Annotated in this window: 14 protein-coding genes, 6 tRNA genes and 1 riboswitch; of the genes, 10 read left to right on the forward strand and 10 right to left on the reverse strand. The window is 72.3% G+C overall.

The genetic code is table 11. From position 1 onward, the window contains the following. Nucleotides 1–18 precede the first annotated feature (18 nt). From E4U91_RS16555 to E4U91_RS16570, 4 genes are all read right to left on the reverse strand, one after another. Nucleotides 19–963 carry an aldo/keto reductase gene (locus E4U91_RS16555; protein ID WP_137307575.1) on the reverse strand — a complete coding sequence of 315 codons (945 nt, stop codon included), beginning with the start codon at nucleotides 961–963 and terminating at the stop codon, nucleotides 19–21. 178 nt (nucleotides 964–1,141) lie between these two features. Further along, nucleotides 1,142–2,173 carry a M23 family metallopeptidase gene (locus E4U91_RS16560; protein WP_137307576.1) on the reverse strand — a complete coding sequence of 344 codons (1,032 nt, stop codon included), beginning with the start codon at nucleotides 2,171–2,173 and terminating at the stop codon, nucleotides 1,142–1,144. Nucleotides 2,174–2,182: 9 nt separating this feature from the next. Then, nucleotides 2,183–2,340: riboswitch (cyclic di-AMP (ydaO/yuaA leader) on the reverse strand. A 317-nt stretch (nucleotides 2,341–2,657) separates the two neighbouring features. Then, nucleotides 2,658–2,731, reverse strand: a tRNA-Met gene (locus E4U91_RS16565). A gap of 76 nt (nucleotides 2,732–2,807) precedes the next feature. After that, nucleotides 2,808–3,938, reverse strand: a complete 1,131-nt coding sequence (locus E4U91_RS16570) for a dihydrofolate reductase family protein (RefSeq protein ID WP_137307577.1) — start codon at nucleotides 3,936–3,938, stop codon at nucleotides 2,808–2,810. 107 nt (nucleotides 3,939–4,045) lie between these two features. Here E4U91_RS16570 and E4U91_RS16575 point away from each other — a divergent pair, with 107 nt between their 5' ends. From E4U91_RS16575 to E4U91_RS16585, 3 genes are all read left to right on the forward strand, one after another. Beyond that, nucleotides 4,046–4,561 carry a MarR family winged helix-turn-helix transcriptional regulator gene (locus E4U91_RS16575; RefSeq protein ID WP_137307578.1) on the forward strand — a complete coding sequence of 172 codons (516 nt, stop codon included), beginning with the start codon at nucleotides 4,046–4,048 and terminating at the stop codon, nucleotides 4,559–4,561. 127 nt (nucleotides 4,562–4,688) lie between these two features. After that, the gene (locus E4U91_RS16580) at nucleotides 4,689–5,333 is read left to right on the forward strand and encodes a GTP cyclohydrolase II (protein WP_137307579.1); all 645 of its coding nucleotides are present in this window, start codon (nucleotides 4,689–4,691) and stop codon (nucleotides 5,331–5,333) included. Between the two features lie 77 nt (nucleotides 5,334–5,410). Further along, nucleotides 5,411–6,094 carry a class I SAM-dependent methyltransferase gene (locus E4U91_RS16585; protein WP_137307580.1) on the forward strand — a complete coding sequence of 228 codons (684 nt, stop codon included), beginning with the start codon at nucleotides 5,411–5,413 and terminating at the stop codon, nucleotides 6,092–6,094. A 64-nt stretch (nucleotides 6,095–6,158) separates the two neighbouring features. On the opposite strand, the gene E4U91_RS16590 is transcribed toward E4U91_RS16585, so the two are convergent. The 5 genes from E4U91_RS16590 to E4U91_RS16610 form a co-directional block, all read right to left on the reverse strand. Further along, nucleotides 6,159–6,231, reverse strand: a tRNA-Lys gene (locus tag E4U91_RS16590). Nucleotides 6,232–6,346: 115 nt separating this feature from the next. Next, on the reverse strand, nucleotides 6,347–7,888 hold the full coding sequence (locus tag E4U91_RS16595) for an amino acid permease (protein ID WP_137307581.1): 1,542 nt from the start codon (nucleotides 7,886–7,888) through the stop codon (nucleotides 6,347–6,349). 121 nt (nucleotides 7,889–8,009) lie between these two features. Then, nucleotides 8,010–10,175, reverse strand: coding sequence for a DEAD/DEAH box helicase (locus E4U91_RS16600; RefSeq protein WP_137307582.1), 2,166 nt, complete (start codon nucleotides 10,173–10,175; stop codon nucleotides 8,010–8,012). Between the two features lie 304 nt (nucleotides 10,176–10,479). Further along, a complete protein-coding gene (locus E4U91_RS16605; RefSeq protein ID WP_137307583.1) occupies nucleotides 10,480–11,016 on the reverse strand; it encodes a hypothetical protein in 537 nt (178 codons plus the stop codon). An 83-nt stretch (nucleotides 11,017–11,099) separates the two neighbouring features. Further along, entirely contained in the window at nucleotides 11,100–11,450 is a 351-nt protein-coding gene (locus tag E4U91_RS16610) for a metallopeptidase family protein (RefSeq protein ID WP_067239422.1), read from the reverse strand. Between the two features lie 100 nt (nucleotides 11,451–11,550). Here E4U91_RS16610 and E4U91_RS16615 point away from each other — a divergent pair, with 100 nt between their 5' ends. From E4U91_RS16615 to E4U91_RS16645, 7 genes are all read left to right on the forward strand, one after another. Next, nucleotides 11,551–13,104 (forward strand): metallophosphoesterase family protein, encoded by a 1,554-nt coding sequence (locus E4U91_RS16615; RefSeq protein WP_241678602.1) that lies wholly within the window; start codon nucleotides 11,551–11,553, stop codon nucleotides 13,102–13,104. 80 nt (nucleotides 13,105–13,184) lie between these two features. After that, nucleotides 13,185–13,257 (forward strand) — tRNA-Glu (locus tag E4U91_RS16620). 49 nt (nucleotides 13,258–13,306) lie between these two features. Further along, nucleotides 13,307–13,381: transfer RNA gene (locus tag E4U91_RS16625), tRNA-Asp, on the forward strand. Between the two features lie 24 nt (nucleotides 13,382–13,405). Next, a tRNA-Phe gene (locus E4U91_RS16630) sits at nucleotides 13,406–13,479 on the forward strand. A 123-nt stretch (nucleotides 13,480–13,602) separates the two neighbouring features. Continuing rightward, nucleotides 13,603–17,565: an ATP-dependent RNA helicase HrpA gene (gene hrpA, locus E4U91_RS16635; RefSeq protein ID WP_137307586.1), complete on the forward strand. Its 3,963-nt coding sequence runs from the start codon at nucleotides 13,603–13,605 to the stop codon at nucleotides 17,563–17,565. Nucleotides 17,566–17,658: 93 nt separating this feature from the next. Next, nucleotides 17,659–17,733 (forward strand) — tRNA-Asp (locus E4U91_RS16640). Between the two features lie 137 nt (nucleotides 17,734–17,870). Then, a complete protein-coding gene (locus E4U91_RS16645) occupies nucleotides 17,871–18,062 on the forward strand; it encodes a DUF6274 family protein (protein WP_137307587.1) in 192 nt (63 codons plus the stop codon). A 480-nt stretch (nucleotides 18,063–18,542) separates the two neighbouring features. Here the strand turns inward: E4U91_RS16645 and bldC are convergent, their stop codons facing one another. Then, nucleotides 18,543–18,749 carry a developmental transcriptional regulator BldC gene (gene bldC, locus E4U91_RS16650; protein WP_003949541.1) on the reverse strand — a complete coding sequence of 69 codons (207 nt, stop codon included), beginning with the start codon at nucleotides 18,747–18,749 and terminating at the stop codon, nucleotides 18,543–18,545. Nucleotides 18,750–18,978 lie beyond the last annotated feature (229 nt).

The following is an 18,978-nucleotide window of genomic DNA, read 5'->3' on the forward strand; positions in this document are numbered from 1 at the left end:
ACCACCGGTGGCGCGGTCCTACGCCGACGCCTCCGTCAGCGCGTCCAGTTCCCCGTCCGTGAGCTCCAGGTCCGCCAGCGCCAGCAGGTCCGGGAGCTGGTCGGTCGTGCGGGCCGAGGCGAGGGGGGCGGCGACGGTGGGCTGGGCGGCGAGCCAGGCCAGGGCGACCGTGGCGACCGGCACCTCGTGGGCGGCGGCGACCTCGTCGAGCGCCGTGAGGACGCGGCGGCCCCGCTCGGTGTCCAGGTGCTTGCCCGCACCCGCGGCCCGTGCGCTGTCCACGGTGGTGCCCGGGCGGTACTTGCCGGTCAGGAAGCCGGAGGCCAGGGCGTAGTAGGGGACGGCGGCCAGGCCCTCGCGCTCGGCCAGGTCGCGCAGCGCGCCCTCGTAGGTGTCGCGGGACACCAGGTTGTAGTGCGGCTGGAGGGCGACGTACCGGGCCAGGCCCTCGCGGTCGGAGAAGGCCAGGGAGGCGCTGAGCCGCTCGGGGGAGATGTTGGACGCGGCGATCTGGCGGACCTTGCCCGCCGTCACCAGCTCGTCGAGCGCGCCGATGATCTCCTCCACCGGCACCTCGGGCTTGTCGAAGTGGGTGTAGTAGAGGTCGATGCGGTCGGTGCCCAGGCGGCGCAGGGAGGCGTCGGCGGCGGCCTTGATGTTCGCCGCGGTCAGGCCCTGGTAGTCGGGGTGCTGGCTGACCTTGGTGGCGATGACGACGTCGTCGCGCTTGCCGCGGGACGCGAGCCACTTGCCAATGATCGTCTCGGACTCGCCGCCGCTGTTGCCGTCGACCCAGGCCGAGTAGGAGTCGGCGGTGTCGAGGAAGTTGCCGCCGGCTGCGGTGTAGGCGTCGAGGACGGCGAAGGAGGCGGTCTCGTCGGCCGTCCAGCCGAAGACGTTGCCGCCGAGGGCGAGCGGGAAGACCTCGAGGTCGGAGGAACCGAGTTTACGCAGAGCAGTCATGCCCTGTTCCAACGACCGGCCGGGGGGCGGTCATCCCGTCGGCCCGCAAACTTCACGTAAACCGGAACGGCCGCCGCCGGTTCCGGGACGGGGGTGCATGGGCCGGCCGGTCCGGGGAACCCGGTCCCCGGCCGGCCGCCCGATCAAGGGACGGGTCAGGGGGCGGGCCAGGGTCGGGTCAGGGGGTCAGGCCCTTGTCCCGCAGCCACGCCATCGGGTCGATCCCGGTGGCCGCGCCGCCGGGGTGGATCTCGAGGTGCAGGTGCGGCCCGGTGACGTTGCCGGTGGCGCCGACGCGCCCGATGACGTCGCCGGTGCCGACCTTCTGGCCGGCGCTGACGCTGATCGAGGACTGGTGGCAGAACCAGACCTCGGTGCCGTCGTCGAGGGTGAGGATCGTGCGGTAGCCGTAGGCGCCCGCCCAGCCCGCCTCGGTGATCGTGCCGCTGTGCACGGCCTTGATGAGGGTGCCGGTGGGCGCCGCGAAGTCCAGGCCGGTGTGGTAGCCGGAGGACCACATCGAGCCGGCCTGGCCGAACGTCGAGGTGATCGTGTACGACGACGTCGGCAGCGTGTACTGCTTGGCCAGCTCGGCCAGGCGCGCGGCCTCGGCCACCTTGGCGGCCTGCTCCTCGGCCTTCTTCTTCGCGGCGGCGGCCTTGGCCTGGGCCTCCTGCTCGGCCTGGGCGGCGGCGTCGGCCTCCGCCTTGGCCGCGGCGGCCTCGACGACGGCGAGCGCCTTGGTGTCGACCTGCGTCTGCTGCGACTCGGCCTGCGCCATGATCCGGGTGCGCAGGGCCTCACCGGCGTCGGCGGTGCCCTGGGCGGTGTCGTCCGCGGTGCTTCCGAAGGTGCTGAGCGCCGCGGGGGCGGCTTCCTGCGGGGCGTCGTGGTCGGAGATCAGCGAGCCGACGGAGGGCAGGTCGGGCAGCGAGATGGAGACCGGCGGCTTGCCGGTGTTGGCGCTGGCCATGCCGCCCGCGCCGACGGCGGCGATGACGCCGACGCCGAGGACGGTGGAGCTGCGGGCGAGTCCGCCGCGCTGCTTGGCGACGCGGTGCCGGCCGCGTACCGGACGGAGGGAGTCCGCGGTGGGGTTCCACTCCTCCCAAGGGCCCTCGTCGACGCGCTGACCGCCGTAGGCGAACGTCTCCGTGGGACGCTGGCTCGGCAGCGAGGGGGCTTCTGGGGCAGGCCGGTTGGACGCCACGCGGGCGCGCTCCTTTCCTTCCGTCGCCTACCGGGTTAGCTGACGGGTTCGGAGCGGGAAGGTCTCCTACGCGCGTATACCGGCCGCTGGTGGGCGGCGGCTTCCGCGTGATTCACCCCAAGGTGGTGGTTCCCCGGTTCCCTTGCGGGATTCGGCGCGTGCGCACGGAGCCGCCTTCGGTGACGGCTGGGACGACCGCGCTGCGTTATCGAACGTTAATAGACACGGAGGCAGCTTTCCAAGCCGTTCCGCTTGATCAACAACATTTTTGACCTGGACTTTCCTGCCACGACCGGGGAAAAACGGGCGAGTTGGCGGGGAATCAGGGTGCCCAGGGGAAGAGATCAGTAGTCACCGGTCGTTTGATAGTGACTCAGTTGTGATGCGAAGGGCGGTCGGACACTCACGCAGAGTGAGGGCGCGCGGGAGGCTGCGGAAACACCGAGGGCCGGAACCCTTTCGGATTCCGGCCCTCGGTCTTCAGTAGCGGGGACAGGATTTGAACCTGCGACCTCTGGGTTATGAGCCCAGCGAGCTACCGAGCTGCTCCACCCCGCGGCGATGACTCCACTGTACGCCATGTGCGGGACCAAAAGCGAAACGGTTGTCCAGGGCGCCCGGACGGGCACCGGGCTCACCCCAGGAGGTGCCGGTTCGGCTCCTTGGCCCGCCCCTCGTACTCGGGCAGTACGACGACGTCGGCGCCCCCCGCCGCCAGCAGCCCGTTGCCGTCCGCCGCCTCGACGAAGGTGTCCGGCTCGCGCCAGGCCGTGACCACCCGGCGCACCCCCGCGTCGAGGATGAGCCGGGCGCAGGGCGCCGGGCGGGAGGCGCGGCGGGCGCACGGCTCGAGGCTGCTGTAGACGGTCGCGCCGGCCAGGCGGGGGTCGGCGGCTCCGAGCTTGGCCAGGGCGGCCTCCTCGGCGTGCACCACCGGGTCGCCGCCCTCGCGGGAGTGACCGCGGGCCAGTTCGGTGCCGTCGGCGGCGACGACCACCGCGCCGACGCTGAACGCGGTGTCCGAGGGCGGGCACCGGTCGGCCAGGTCGCAGGCGAGGGCCAGCCAGCGGCGGTCGGCGGCGGAGGGCAGCGGGCCGGTGCCGGGGGCGGTGGGCTCGTAGCGCATCAGGACGACGTCCTCGATCCGCCGCGTCTCCACCAGCCGCAGCCGTCCGCCCTGATAGGCGCCGGGGCCGAAGAGGCGGGGGGCGTCCGGGTCGCCGACGAACAGGGGCGCGAGGACGAGCTGGAGCTCATCGGCGAGGCCCTGCTGGAGCAACTGGGTGTGGATCGTGCCGCCCCCCTCGACCATGAGGCGGCGCACGCCCCGTGCGTCGTGGAGGTGCTCCAGCGCGCGGCGCCAGTCCAGGTCGGGTCCGAGGGCGGCCACGTCGGCGGCGATGCCGGCGGCGCGGGCGCGGTCGGCGCCCCGGTCGGTGGTCAGCAGGAGCTTGTCGCCGCCCGTGTGCCAGAACCGCGCGGCCGGGTCGAGGTCGCCGGAGGCGCTCACCGTCACCTTGAGCGGGTAGGCGGGCCGGCCGGCGGCGACCCGGGCGGCTCGGCGCCCGGCGGAGTTGACCAGCAGGCGCGGGTTGTCGGCGCGCAGGGTGCCGGCGCCGATGAGGATGGCGTCGACGGACGCGCGCACCTCGTCGACGCGGTCGAAGTCGGCCGGGCTGGACAGCAGCAGCCGCTCCGGGCCGGTGTCGTCGAGGAAACCGTCGAGGGAGACGGCGGCCGAGAGCAGGACGTACGGGTACGGCATGGGGCGCGCTCTCTTGTGGGACGGGCGGGACCGGCGGGCGTGGCGCGACCGGGAGCCTCCCGGGACGCAGCCTTGGTTCAAATCTGAAGCAAACCTACACTGGCGGCATGACGACCCGCTGGCTGACCTCCGACGAGCAGCGCGCCTGGCGTGCCTACATGGCGGCCGCCCTGCTGCTGGAGGACACGCTCGACCGGCAGCTCCAGCAGGACGCCGGCATGCCGCACCTGTACTACTCCCTCCTGGCCAACCTCTCCGAGGCGCCCGGGCGGCGGCTGCGGATGACCGACCTCGCCGAGCGGTCGAAGATCACCCGCAGCCGGCTGACCTACGCGGTCGCCCGGCTGGAGAAGGACGGGCTGGTGCGGCGCGAGCAGTGCCCGTCGGACAGGCGCGGCAGCGTGGCCGCCCTCACGGACGAGGGCATGGCGGTGCTGGAGCGCACCGCGCCGGGCCACGTCGAGACGGTCCGCGCGTCGCTGTTCGACCGCCTCAGCCCCGAGCAGGTGGGGCAGCTGGAGGAGATCTGCTCGCGGATCGCGGGCGGGCTCGTGGACGGGGCGCAGGAGGGGGGCGGCCCGGAGGACCTGCCGTGGAAGCGGCGCTCGTCGCCCTGTGCGTGAGCGCGGCGGGGCGGGCCGGAAGCCCATTGCTTCAAACTTCAAGCACAGGTAGGGTCGGGCTCCGAGGATCTGCTTCAAATCTGAAGCAGCAGGAGGGCGGTGCGCCGCCCAGGACCCGGAGAACCGCATGCCCGCTGACCTCACCGCCGCCACGCCGCGCGCCCGCGTCCGGGTCCCGCTGCGCTTCCACGACGGTTACGCCGTCGACGCCGACCTCGTCACCTTCGACGGCCTCGTCGACGGCCGCGAGCACATCGCCGCCGTCCTCGGCGACCCCGCCCCCGGCAGCACGCCCCTGGTGCGGCTGCACTCCGAGTGCCTGACCGGGGACGTCTTCGGCTCGGCCCGCTGCGACTGCGGCCCGCAGCTGCGCGAGGCCGTCGAGCGCATAGCCGAACGCGGCGGCGTGCTGCTCTACCTGCGCCAGGAGGGCCGGGGCATCGGCCTCTACAACAAGCTCGACGCGTACGCCCTCCAGGACCAGGGCCTGGACACCTACGAGGCGAACGCCGCCCTCGGCCTGCCCGAGGACGCCCGCGACTACACGGCCGCCGCCCAGATGCTCCGCGCCCTCGGCGTCACCCGCCTGGACCTGCTCTCCAACAACCCCGACAAGGCCGACCAGCTGCGCGCGCTGGACATCGACGTCCACGACCGCGTCCCGACCGGCGTGTTCACCACCCCGCACAACGTCCGCTACCTGCGCGCCAAGGTGCTGCACACCAGCCACACGCTGCCGCTCGGGGACCTGACGGAACTGCACGCGGGCTGAGCGCGGGCGGAGCCCCCGGCTGGCGCCGCCCGGGAGGCCCGGCGTACGGACCCCGGGGCCGGGGGTAGGCACCGGACGTGACGAACCCGCCCTCCCCGCAGCAGAATCCGGCCGCCCCGGCGACCCGCCGCAGCTACGACACCGTCGCCGAGCGCTACGCCGCCGACATCGGCGCCGAACTCCCCGGCAAGCCCCTCGACCGCGCCCTCCTGGACGCCTTCGCCGAAGTGACCCGGCACGGCCCGGTGGCCGACGTCGGCTGCGGCCCGGGCCACGCGACGGCCCACCTCGCGGGCCGGGGCGCGGCGGTGACGGGCCTCGACCTCTCCCCCGGGATGTGCGCCGTGGCCCGCCGCGGCACCGGACTGCCCTTCGCCGTGGCCGACATGACCGCCCTGCCGCTGCGCTCCGGCAGCCTCACGGGGCTGCTGTGCTGGTACGCGCTCATCCACCTCGACCCGCCCCGACGGGCCGCCGCCTACGCGGAGTTCGCCCGCGTCCTACGCCCCGGCGGCCACGCCCTGCTGGCCTTCCACACCAGCACCGCCGACGCCCGCCCCGGCGAGTCCGCCCACTTCAGCGACTGGTGGGACCACCCGGTGGACCTCACCTTCCACTTCCTGGACCCGGCCACCGAGACGACGTCCCTCACGGACGCGGGCCTCACGGTCACGGCCCACCTCGACCGGGCCCCGTACCCCGGCGTCGAGCACCCGAGCAGGCGGTCGTACCTGCTGGTGCGGCGGGACGGGGAGGGGTAGGCGGGGGCCGGGCGCCGGAAACACCGCGCCCCGGTCCGGGGATCCCTGGACCGGGGCGGTGTCGTAGGCCGTGTGGGACTCGAACCCACAACCAATGGATTAAAAGTCCACTGCTCTGCCAATTGAGCTAACGGCCCGGGCGATGTTGCCTCCCCGAGCATAGCCGGACCGGGCCGGGTGTCCGATCGGGTATCGGGACACGGGCGGGTGGACGTGTCGTGGCGCCAGCCGCTGCCGGGGAGGCGGCGGGCGTCACGGGTCGGCGGGCTCCGGGGCCGCGGCGGCACGGCGGGACGCCTCGCGGGCGCGGGTGCGTTCGTGGTCGGGGTCGAGGAACCAGTGGCGGGCCGAGGCCAGCCACCAGGCGGCCGCGAAGCCGAGGACCACGAGGACGGCCACGGGGGCGTAGTTGAACGTCTCCCAGGTGACCGGGGAGACCTGCGGCAGCATGAACAGCACGGTGATGACGCCCACCCAGATGACCGCCACCACGCCGATCACCTGCGACCAGCGGCCCAGGTGCCACGGGCCGCGCTCGAAGGCGGCGCCCTTGCGCAGGCGCAGCAGGGTGGGGATGACGTAGGCGACGTAGAGGCCGATGACCGCGATCGAGGTCACCGCGGCGTAGGCGGTGTAGTTGATCAGGTACGGCAGGCCCAGCGCGAGGGCGGCGATGGCGGCGAGCCAGACCGCGGCGACCGGGGTGCGGGTGCGCGGGCTGACGGTGTGCCAGACGTGCGAGAAGGGCAGCGCGCCGTCGCGGGAGAAGGCGTAGATCATGCGGCTGTTGGCCGTCACCGACGCCATGCCGCAGAACAGCTGGGCGCCGATCACCACCAGCAGGAGCAGCTTGCCGGCGGTGGCGCCCAGCGCGTCGAGCAGGATCTGGGCCGGGGGCGCGCCGGTCGGGGAGTCCAGGGCGCCGTCGTAGGACTGGATGGCGAAGGTGAAGCCGAGCAGGAGGACGAAGCCGGCGATCCAGGAGGTCCAGATGGACCGCACGATGCCCTTCGGGCCGGCGGTGGCCGCGTCGTGGGTCTCCTCCGTCATGTGGGCGGAGGCGTCGTAGCCGGTGAAGGTGTACTGGGCCATCAGCAGGCCCAGCAGGACGACGTAGAAGCCGCTGCTCCAGCCGGTGTTGTTGACGAACTCGCCGAAGACGAACGACGTCGGCCGGTGGTGGTCCGGCGAGAACGTGAGCGCGCCGACGATGACCGCGACGCCGAGCACGTGCCACCAGACGCTGACGCTGTTGAGCAGGGCGACGATGCGGACGCCGAAGGTGTTCAGCAGGCCGTGCAGGACGAGGATCGCCGCGAACAGCAGGACCGTGCGGCCGGGGGTGACCTCGAAGCCGAACTGGAGGTTCAGGTAGGCGCCGAGGAAGGAGGCCGCGCCGAAGTCGATGCCCGCGGTCACCGCGACCTGGCCCAGCACGTTGAACCAGCCCGTGAACCAGGCCCAGGCCGCCGCCGAGCGCGCCGGCGCCAGCCGGTGGGCCCAGAAGTACAGGCCCGCCGACGTGGGGTACGCCGAGCAGATCTCGGCCATGGACAGCCCGACGAAGAGGGTCATCAGCCCGACGGCCACCCAGCCCCAGGTGATCACGGCGGGGCCGCCGGTGTTCATGCCGAACGCGTACAGCGTCAGGCAGCCCGACAGCACGGAGATGATCGTGAAGGACACCGCGTAGTTGGAGAACGCCGACATGCGTCGGGCGAGCGTCTGCGTGTAGCCGAGCTGGGCCAGCCGTTCTTCGTCGGACAGCCCACTCCCTCTGGCGTCATCTGTCATGCCCCCAGCGATTCCCTCGCCGGGGGCATGACATGCGTCACAGGGTGACCGGAAACGGCTTGCCGGGAACGGCCGAGCGCCGTGCCCCCGTCGGGGACACGGCGCTCAGTCGTTGGTCGGATCAGCCGTTGCGCTTCCAGCGCGGCTTGTCCTCGCGGCGGCCGAAGGAGCCGCCACCGCGGTGGTCGTCACGGCGGCCGCTGGGACGGTCGTGGGACGGACGGTCGTGGCCGCCGGCGCGGAAGCCCGGGCGGTCGTCGCGGCGGTCGCGGTTGAACGGACGGTCGCTGCCCCGGTGACCGGTGCGCTCGTCGCGGCGGAAGCCGCCCCGGTCGTCACGGCGCTCGAAGGAACGGCCACCCCGGTCGTCACGACGCTCGTCCCGGCGGAAGCCGCCCCGGTCGTCACGACGGTCGTCACGGCGGTCGTCGCGGCGCTCGAAGGAACGGCCGCCACGGTCGCCGCCGTCCCGGCGGTCGTAACCGCGCTCACCGCGGTCACGGTCGAAGGAGCGGGCCCCACGGTCGTCGCGGCGGTCGTCCCGGCGGAAGCCGCCGCGGTCGTCGCGGCGCTCGAAGGAACGGCCACCACGGTCACGGTCGAAGGAACGGCCACCCCGGTCGTCACGACGCTCGTCCCGGCGGAAACCGCCCCGGTCGTCACGACGGTCGTCGCGGCGGAACCCGCCCCGGTCGTCACGGCGCTCGTACGACGTCGTCGACGCCGGACGCTCCTCGCGCTCGGGCCGGTCGGACCGCTCGGCGTCCCGCGCGGTCGGCTGCTCCGGGAGGGAGACCTCCACCGCGGCACTCTCGACGACCGCCGCGGCCTGGGCCTCGGCCACCGCCGCCTCGGGGTCCTCGCCCCGCTCGCGGGCGACCCGGGCCACCAGCCGGTCGGCCTCCTCGCGCAGCTCGGCGGCACGCCGCTGGGCGCGCTCCAGCTGCTGGGCGAGGTGGGCGACCTCGCGCTCGGCCTGCTGCGCGGCGTTGCCCGCGGACTCGGCCTGGACCTCGGTCATGGAACGGGCGCCGGTGATGTCGGCGACCTCCGGGTCGAAGGCGGCGCCGCCCTGGATGATGTGGCGGCCCGCGTCGACGCCGGCGTCCTCCATCAGGCGGAAGATCTGGCGCCGCTGGTGCGGCAGGGAGAGGGAGACGACCGTGCCGGTGCGGCCGGCGCGGGCGGTACGGCCGGCGCGGTGCAGGTAGTCCTTGTGGTCGCCGGCCGGGTCGACGTTCAGCACCAGGTCGATGCCGTCGACGTGGATGCCGCGGGCGGCGACGTCGGTGGCGACCAGGACGTTGACGTAGCCGTCCTTGAAGTCGGCCAGGGTCCGGGTCCGGGCGCCCTGGGTCATGCCGCCGTGCAGCGCGTCGGCCTTCACGCCCGCGTCGCGCAGCTGCTCGGCGATGCGGTCGGCGCCCAGCTGGGTGCGGACGAAGATGATCGTGCGGCCCTTGCGGGAGGCGATCGCGGCGGTGACCGGCGCCTTGTCCTTCGGCTTCACGATGAGGATGTGGTGGGACATCGTCGTGACGGCGCCCTGGGCCGCGTCCACCTCGTGGTGGACCGGGTTCTTCAGGTAGCGGTCGACGAGGGTCTTGATCTCGTTCTCCATGGTCGCGGAGAACAGCATCCGCTGGCCGCCCGCCGGAACCTGGTCGAGCAGCTCCGTCACCTCGGGCAGGAAGCCCAGGTCGGACATCTGGTCGGCCTCGTCGAGGACGGCGATCTGCACGTCCTCCAGGGAGCAGGCGCCGCGGTTGATGATGTCGCGCAGCCGGCCCGGGGTGGCGACGAGGACGTCGACGCCGCGCTCGAGCGCGTAGATCTGGTTGCCCATCGACGTACCGCCGCAGACGACCTTCATCTTCAGGCCGAGGACGTCGCCGTAGGGCTGGAGCGCGTCGGCCACCTGCATGGCCAGCTCGCGGGTCGGGGTGAGGATGACCGCGCGCGGGCGGTGCTTCTCGGTGCGGCCGCCGGCCAGCTGGGCCAGCGTCGGCAGGCCGAAGGAGAGGGTCTTGCCGGAGCCGGTGCGGCCACGGCCGAGGATGTCCTTGCCGGCCAGGGCGTCCGGGATGGTCGCGGCCTGGATCGGGAAGGGGACCGTCACACCGTTCTGCGCGAGCTTGCGCACGACGCCCTCGGGGAGACCGAGGCCGGCGAAGGTGACCCCGGGGGTCTCCTCGACGCCGGCGGCGGCGCTCTCCGCGGCCTCGATGACCTCGACGGCCTCGACGGCCTCGGGCACGACGGTGTGGTCAGTGCTGGAAATGGACATGCGAATGCGAAACCTTCCGGAGTCTCGTCGGCACGCGCCCGTCAACTCCGTGTTCGCATCAACGACCGCCTCAATGCGGTCCGCCACGGCAAGGGAGAGTACGCGCCACACGGCGCGCTCTGCGGTGGCGCCGGGCAAATGGGATCAAACGATCTACCACCATACGCACCCTGCCCCCCGGAACGCAAACCGCCTCCGTCGCCCTCGCCCCGCACCGCACGCCCCTCACCTGCGCCGGAGCGTCCACCACCTGTTCCGGCGTGAGCAGCGACACAACGGTCCGCCCGGCTCCGCACGCCCCGGTTCACACCGGCGCCCCCGCCTCCGGTGCCGGCAGCCGCTCGGCGAGCTGGGGGCGCGGGTCCTCGTGGGCCGACGACGACGGCTCGGCGACCGTCGGCTCGGGCGAGGGCGACGCGGGCGGTTCCGGGGGCGGCGGGTCGGAGGGGGTGGGGCGCGGCGGGGTCGGCTGGTCGCCGCTCGGGCTGGGCGCCCCGGGGCCGTCGGGGCCGTTGCCGCCGCCGCCCCGACCCGGCTCCTCCCCCGCCGGGGGCGGGGCGCTCGCGCCGGAGGTGGGGGAGGCGGTGGGCGAACCGGACGCGTCGTCCTCGCCCCGGCCCTTGCCGTGGCCGCCCTTGCCGTCGGCGTGCCCGCCGGGGTGCCCGAGCCGGCCGCCCCCGCCCGCCCGCGCACCGCCCGGCACCCCGTCGCCCGGCTGCCCCGCCGACTGCGACGGCCTGGCCGGGCCGCCCTCCCCGTCACCCACGCTCATGCAGCCGGCGGCCGTGGCGACGGCCAGGACCGTCGCGGCCAGGCGGACGGGTACGTACAAGGGGCGCACGGGAGCCACCTCCGATGGGGGACGGGAGTCAACCTGCCCAACTCCCGCCGCCCATAAGAGGACACGCTCCCCGCGTGCGACCGCTACCCGTACCCGAGCGCGTGCAGCCGCGCGTCGTCGATCCCGAAGTGGTGGGCGATCTCGTGCACCACGGTGACCTCGGTCTCCTCGACGACCTCCTCCCGCGTCGCGCACATCCGCAGGGTCGGACCCCGGTAGACGGTGATCCGGTCGGGCAGCACGCCCGCGTACCACTCCCCGCGGTCGGTGAGCGGAGTCCCCTCGTACAGCCCGAGCAGCTCCGGGTCGTCGGCCGGCGGCTCGTCCTCGACGAACACCGCGACGTTGTCCATCAGCCGCGTCAGCTCCGGCGGGATCCGGTCCAGCGCCTCGGCGACCAGTTCCTCGAACTCCTCGCGCGTCATCTCCAGCACAGGGCCATTGTCGGGCACGCGGGCCTCGTACGGGGGCGCGACCGGCGCCACCGGGCCCCTCGTCCGCATGGCCGCGCACGCACTTGGGCATACGGGACCAATGGTCAGCGTCCGCACCCCCGGGAAGCGCAAGCCGAAGCCGCCCGTCCTCGAACTCGCCCCGCGCCCCCACCCCTGGCGCCGCGCCCTCGGCCTCGTCACCGTCGTCCTCGCCGGCGCCTGGCTCGGACTGCTGGTGGTGGGGAACGTCCGGGCGCAGGTCGGCCCGATGAACACCACGATGACCCTGCGCCCGTCGCTCAGCGGCGGCACGAAGATCAACGTCTCGCCGCTGGGCGCGCTGCAGCTGGACAGCCATGTCGCTCCGGTCCGCCTGGACGTCAACGTCGACCAACTGGACCCGGTGCGCGCACAGGCCCTGGTGGACCACCCGGAACGGCTGTCCGGCCTCCAGGACGAGGTCGCGCGGGACGTCGAGCACGGCACGCTCGACCTGGCGGTGCGCTCCTGTGTGGCGGTGGTGGTGGGCGCCACGACCCTCGGCCTCGCCGTCTACCGCCGGCCGGGCCGGGCCGCGGCGGCCGGCGGACTGGCGCTGGCGCTGCTGGCGGCCTCGGGCGGCACGGCGTACGCCACGTGGAACCCGAAGTCGGTGCTCGAACCGCGCTTCTCCGGCCTGCTCTCGTCGGCCCCGTCGCTCGTGGGCAACGCCCGCAGCATCGTCACGGAGTTCGACGTCTACCAGAAGGAGCTGGCCCGCCTGGTGACGAACGTGACCAAGCTCTACGACGTCACGTCCTCGCTGCCCGCCTACCAGCCGGACCCGACCACCGTCCGCGTCCTGCACGTGTCCGACATCCACCTGAACCCGGCGAGCTGGAAGATCATCGCCTCGCTGGTGGAGCAGTACAAGGTCGACGTGATCGTCGACTCCGGCGACACGATGGACCACGGCACGGCGGCGGAGAACGGCTTCCTCGACCCGGTCGCGAACCTGGGGGCGCCGTACGTGTGGGTGAGGGGCAACCACGACTCGATGCTCACCCAGCGCCACCTGGAGGGCGTGCGCTCCGTGCACGTCCTGGACGGGGGGCGGGCGGTGACCGTCGCCGGGCTGCGCTTCGCGGGCGTCGGCGACCCCCAGTACACGCCGGACCGGTCCACGCTGCCGGGCGGCGGGGACGCCGAGGAGCGGGCCGGTGCGGAGCTCGCGGCGGCGCTGCGGGCCCAGCGGGCGGCGGGGACGCCGGTGGACGTGGCGATCGCGCACGAGCCCAGCGCGGCGCGGGGCGTGGACGGCGAGGTGCCGTTGGTGCTGGCCGGCCACCTGCACCACGAGCAGACCGAGGTCCTGGACAAGGGCACGCGGCTGCGGGTCGAGGGGTCCACGGGCGGCAGCGGACTGCGGGCGGTCGAAGGGAAGTACCCCGACCCGATCGAGGCGTCGATCCTGTACTTCGACCGGGACACCCGGCGGCTCCAGGCCTGGGACGAGATCAAGCTGGGCGGCCTGGGCCTGACGACGGCCGAGGTCAGCCGCCACCTGCCGAAGGAGAACCAGCCGGGGGCCACCCCGACGCCGACGGACCCGGCGACCGGGACCCCGACCGGGAGCCCGACCGGCACTCCGACGGGGACGGCGTCCGCCCCGTAAACCGTTTTGGCGATACCTCCCGCCATCCCATATGCTTCTCACGTCCCCGACGCGCTGAGAAGCGCCCAGGCGGGCCGATAGCCCTCATCGTCTAGCGGCCTAGGACGCCGCCCTTTCAAGGCGGTAGCACGGGTTCGAATCCCGTTGGGGGCACGCAGTACGGTGTGCGACACTTGAGCGCGTTCGTCGCACACAACAGCTTGGTCCTGTGGAGCAGTTTGGAGTGCTCGCCACCCTGTCAAGGTGGAGGCCGCGGGTTCAAATCCCGTCAGGACCGCTGAGATCTCGCGAGAGATCTCGTGGCTGGGTAGCTCAGTTGGTACGAGCGATCGCCTGAAAAGCGATAGGTCGCCGGTTCGACCCCGGCCCCAGCCACAGCGGAAAGGCCCTCGCCGGGATCCCGGCGGGGGCCTTTCGTCGTTCCGGTGGGCCCCACCGTCCGTCCCGGAGCAAAAGCGTTCGCCGCAATTTCCGCCGGGATGAGATCCTGGATCGCGTATGTCTACGCACCCCGCCCCCGCCCTCGGCGCCCTCGCCCCCCGCCTGGCCGAGCTGTCCCTGCGCGACGCGCACCGGCTCGGGCGCAGGCTCGAGGGCGCGCGCAAGATCCGCAAGCCGGAGGCCCGCGCGGCCGTGCTGGCCGAGATCGAGGCCGAGGTGGGCAAGGCCGAGGAGCGGATGGCCGGCCGGCACGCGCGCGTGCCCGCGGTCACCTATCCCGAGCAGTTGCCCGTCTCCCAGAAGAAGGACGACATCGCGGCGGCGATCCGCGACCACCAGGTCGTCATCGTCGCCGGTGAGACCGGGTCCGGGAAGACCACCCAGATCCCGAAGATCTGCCTGGAGCTCGGCCGGGGCGTGCGCGGCATGATCGGGCACACCCAGCCGCGCCGGATCGCCGCCCGCACCGTCGCCGAGCGCGTCGCCGAGGAGCTGCGCACCCCCCTCGGCCAGGCCGTCGGCTGGAAGGTCCGGTTCACCGACCAGGTCGACCCGGACGCCACGTTCGTCAAGCTGATGACGGACGGCATCCTGCTCGCCGAGATCCAGACCGACCGCGAGCTGCGCGCCTACGACACGATCATCATCGACGAGGCCCACGAGCGGTCCCTCAACATCGACTTCCTGCTCGGGTACCTGGCCCAGCTGCTGCCCAAGCGGCCGGACCTCAAGGTCGTCATCACCTCGGCGACGATCGACCCCGAGCGCTTCTCGCGGCACTTCGGCGACGCCCCGATCATCGAGGTCAGCGGGCGGACGTACCCGGTCGAGGTGCGCTACCGGCCGCTGCTCGAGGATGTCGGCGAGGACGCGGAGGACACCGCGGACGCCGACCGCGACCAGATCACCGCGATCATCGACGCGGTCGAGGAGCTCCGCGGCGAGGGCCAGGGCGACATCCTGGTGTTCCTCTCCGGCGAGCGGGAGATCCGCGACACGGCGGACGCGCTGGAGAAGAGGAAGTTTCCCTTCACCGAGGTGCTGCCGCTCTACGCCCGCCTCTCGCACGCCGAGCAGCACCGGGTCTTCCAGCCCCACACGGGCCGCAGGATCGTTCTCGCGACCAACGTGGCGGAGACCTCGCTGACCGTCCCGGGCATCAAGTACGTCATCGACCCCGGCTTCGCCCGCATCTCCCGCTACAGCCACCGCACCAAGGTCCAGCGGCTGCCCATCGAGCCGATCTCGCAGGCCAGCGCCAACCAGCGCAAGGGCCGCTGCGGCCGTACCTCCGACGGCATCTGCATCCGGCTGTACAGCGAGGAGGACTTCCTCGCCCGGCCGGAGTTCACCGACGCCGAGATCCTGCGGACGAACCTCGCCTCCGTCATCCTGCAGATGACCGCCGCCGGCCTCGGCGACATCGAGAAGTTCCCCTTCATCGACCCGCCGGACCACCGCAACATCCGCGACGGCGTGCAGCTGCTGCAGGAGCTGGGCGCGCTGGAGCCCGACCAGAAGGACCCCCGCAAGCGGCTCACGCAGACCGGGCGCAAGCTCGCCCAGCTGCCCGTCGACCCGCGGCTGGCCCGGATGGTCCTGGAGGCCGACCGCAACGGCTGTGCCCGCGAGGTCATGGTGATAGCCGCCGCGCTGTCCATCCAGGACCCGCGCGAGCGCCCCGCGGACAAGCAGGCCCAGGCCGACCAGCAGCACGCCCGCTTCAAGGACGAGACCAGCGACTTCCTCGCCTACCTCAACCTCTGGCGGTACGTCAGGGAGCAGCAGCGCGAGCGGGGCTCCAGCTCGTTCCGCCGGATGTGCAAGCAGGAGTACCTGAACTTCCTGCGCATCCGCGAATGGCAGGACATCTACACCCAGCTGCGCACGGTCGCCAAGCAGATGGGCATCCACCTCAACGACCAGGACGCCGAACCGGACCGCGTCCACGTCTCGCTGCTGGCCGGCCTGCTGTCCCACATCGGGATGAAGGACGTCAAGGACGGCAACAAGAACGAGTACCTGGGCGCCCGCAACGCCAAGTTCGCGATCTTCCCGGGCTCGGCGCTGTTCCGGAAGCAGCCGCGCTTCGTGATGTCGGCCGAGCTGGTGGAGACCTCACGCCTGTGGGCCCGCGTCAACGCGAAGATCGAGCCCGACTGGGTCGAGCCGCTCGCGGAACACCTGCTGAAGCGGACGTACAGCGAACCGCACTGGGAGAAGGACCAGGCGGCCGTGATGGCGTACGAGAAGGTCACGCTGTACGGCGTGCCGATCGTCGCCCAGCGGAAGGTGAACTACGGCCGGATCGACCCGGAGGTCAGCCGGGAGCTGTTCATCCGCAACGCGCTCGTGGAGGGCGACTGGCGCACGCACCACAAGTTCTTCGCCGACAACCGCCGGCTCCTCAGCGAGGTCGAGGAGCTGGAGCACCGGGCGCGGCGCCGGGACATCGTGGTCGACGACGAGACGCTGTTCGACTTCTACGACGAGCGGGTGCCCGACCACGTGGTCTCCGGCGCCCACTTCGACTCCTGGTGGAAGCACAAGCGGCACGAGCAGCCCGACTTCCTCGACTTCGAGCGGGAGATGCTCATCCGGGAGTCGGCGGAGGCGGTCACCAAGGCCGACTACCCGGACACCTGGCGGCAGGGCGAGCTGAAGTTCCGGGTGACGTACCAGTTCGAGCCGGGCGCGGACGCGGACGGCGTGACCGTCCACGTCCCGCTCCAGGTGCTCAACCAGGTCACCGACGAGGGCTTCGACTGGCAGATCCCGGGCCTGCGCGAGGAGGTGGTGACGGAGCTGATCCGTTCCCTCCCCAAGCCGGTCCGGCGCCACTACGTGCCCGCGCCGAACTACGCCAAGGCGTTCCTGCAGAGGGCCACTCCGCTGCGGGAGCCGCTGACGGTGACCATGGCGCGCGAGCTCAAGCGCATGGTCGGGGTGCCGTTCGAGGCCGAGGACTTCGACTGGTCGAAGGTCCCCGACCACCTGAAGATCACGTTCCGGATCGTCGACGAGCGGCGCCGCAAGCTCGCCGAGGACAAGGACCTGGAGGCGCTGAGGCTCCAGCTGAAGCCCCGGGCGCGCAAGGCCCTGTCGCAGGCCGCCGCGGCCACCGCGGAGCGCACGGGCGGTGAGTCGCTGGAGCGCACGGGCCTGACCGACTGGACCATCGGCACGCTCACCCGGGTCTTCGAGACCCGCCGGGCCGGCCAGCCGGTCAAGGCGTACCCGGCGCTGGTCGACGACGGCGACACCGTCTCCGTGCGGCTCTTCGACACCGAGGCCGAGCAGGCCGAGGCGATGTGGAAGGGCACCCGCCGGCTGATCGTGCGCAACATCCCGGTCAACCCGGCGAAGTTCGCGTCCGAGAAGCTGACGAACGCCCAGAAGCTCGCGCTGTCCGCCAATCCGCACGGGTCCATCCAGGCCCTGTTCGACGACTGCGCCCTGGCCGCGGCGGACAAGCTGATCGCCGACTTCGGCGGGCCGGCGTGGGACGAGGAGTCCTACCGGAAGCTGTACGACAAGGTGCGCGCGGAGATCGTCGACACGACGGTCCGCGCGGTGGGCCAGGTGCAGCAGGTGCTGGCCGCCTGGCAGGCGTGCGAGCGGCGGCTGAAGGCGGTCAACAGCCCCGCGCTGCTGGGGAACCTCCAGGACGTGCGCAAGCAGGTGGACGCCCTGGTGAAGCCCGGCTTCGTGACGTGGGCGGGGCTGCGGCGGCTGCCGGACCTGATGCGCTACCTGGTGGCCGCGGACCGGCGGCTGCAGCAGATGCCGACCAGCGTGCAGCGGGACACCACGCGCATGGAGAAGGTCCACGAGATGCAGGACGAGTTCGCCTGGCTGCTGGAGCAGATGCCCGCCGGGCGGCCCGTCCCGCAGCAGGTCCTGGACATCCGCTGGATGATCGAGGAGCTGCGGGTGAGCTACTTCGCCCACGCGCTGGGCACGGCGTACCCGATCTCCGACAAGCGGATCGTGAAGGCGATCGACGCGCTCGCTCCGTGATCACGCCCCTACGGGGGGTGAGTTCGACCAGCGGGCTCACCCTCCTGTACAGTCCTTCTCGCAGCGCAACGCACGAACAGCGCAGCGAAACCAGGTCCTGTGGAGCAGTTTGGAGTGCTCGCCACCCTGTCAAGGTGGAGGCCGCGGGTTCAAATCCCGTCAGGACCGCAGTAACAGAGAGCCCGGATCTTCGGATCCGGGCTTTTTGCTGCCTTCTTCGAGCCCCGGACTCACGCGCCGTTGCGCTGCGTCCCCTTGACGGTCCGTCGTTCGCTCGGTACCCCAGAAGGCAGGGGAGGTGGCGCATGGCGGCATCGGGTAGGCACGAGACGGGGGCCTTGCTCCGGGCGCACCTGGCGGCCGCGTCCTCCTACGGGCACCTGACCCGCCGCTGCCCCATCTGCCTCCGCCTGCTGCGGCTGGCCCTGGAGGGCGCTCCAGCGGCCGCACAGGCGCCCGAGGAGCCGGCGGAGGACGGGACGCCCTCACCCGCCTGATCCGGGGCGGCGTCAACTCCCGTGCGGGCGTGGGGCGCTGGGGCAGGTGTTCCCTTTAGCGCACCCGAACCAGCGGTAACAAGGCCCCTGGCATGTGACGGGAGTCACCGCATAAGTTTCGGGAACGGCGGTTCTTACCCCACTCCTACAACTGGTCGATTTAATATGTGCAATTGCACTCCCCCCGGGAGGCCACGCACAGCCGACCCGACAGGGCCCCCCAGAGTCCCACAAGGGCGCTCACAGAACCTCCGTACCTCCGGCACCGCGCACCGCGGGCGCACGCGGGCGCACAAAAAAGATCGCGCTGGACCCGGCGGAGTCCAGCGCGATCTACGACGCACCCTGTCTTGCGTGCCTCACCGATGTGTTCGGCGTGGGCGAGGGGCCTGTTGGGGCAGGCACCCGCGTCGCTCGGAGCTAGGGTTCGGGCGCGATGGCCGATTGGGGGACCAGCCGTTTCGCCCGGTATTCAGTTGTTCAGGCCTCGCTGCGCTGCTGCGGGATGCCCGCGAGCAGAGCGCGGACCTCAGCCTCGCGGTAACGGCGGTGTCCGCCGAGCGTACGGATCGACGTGAGCTTGCCGGCCTTCGCCCACCGCGTGACCGTCTTCGGGTCGACGCGGAACATCGTGGCGACCTCAGCCGGGGTCAGCAGCGGCTCGGCATCAGGGGTGCGAGCGGTCATGAGCGGCCTCCTCGGGAGAACCGAACCTTCTCGGTTCTTTCCTCTAAATTCTGCACCTTGACCCGCGTTGCCCGAAATGGCGGACGCGAGTCGAGTCGGTTATAGGACGAACGGCTTGTCCTCGGCACTACAACTACACCATCTGTCCAGCCGCGTCGGCCAAACCGATGGAATTGCCCCCCCAGGCGTTCATCACCGACGGAAGCCGATGGACCATGCCATAGCGGAC

The sequence above is a fragment of the Streptomyces lasalocidi genome (assembly GCF_005280215.1).
GTDB lineage: Bacteria > Actinomycetota > Actinomycetes > Streptomycetales > Streptomycetaceae > Streptomyces > Streptomyces longwoodensis.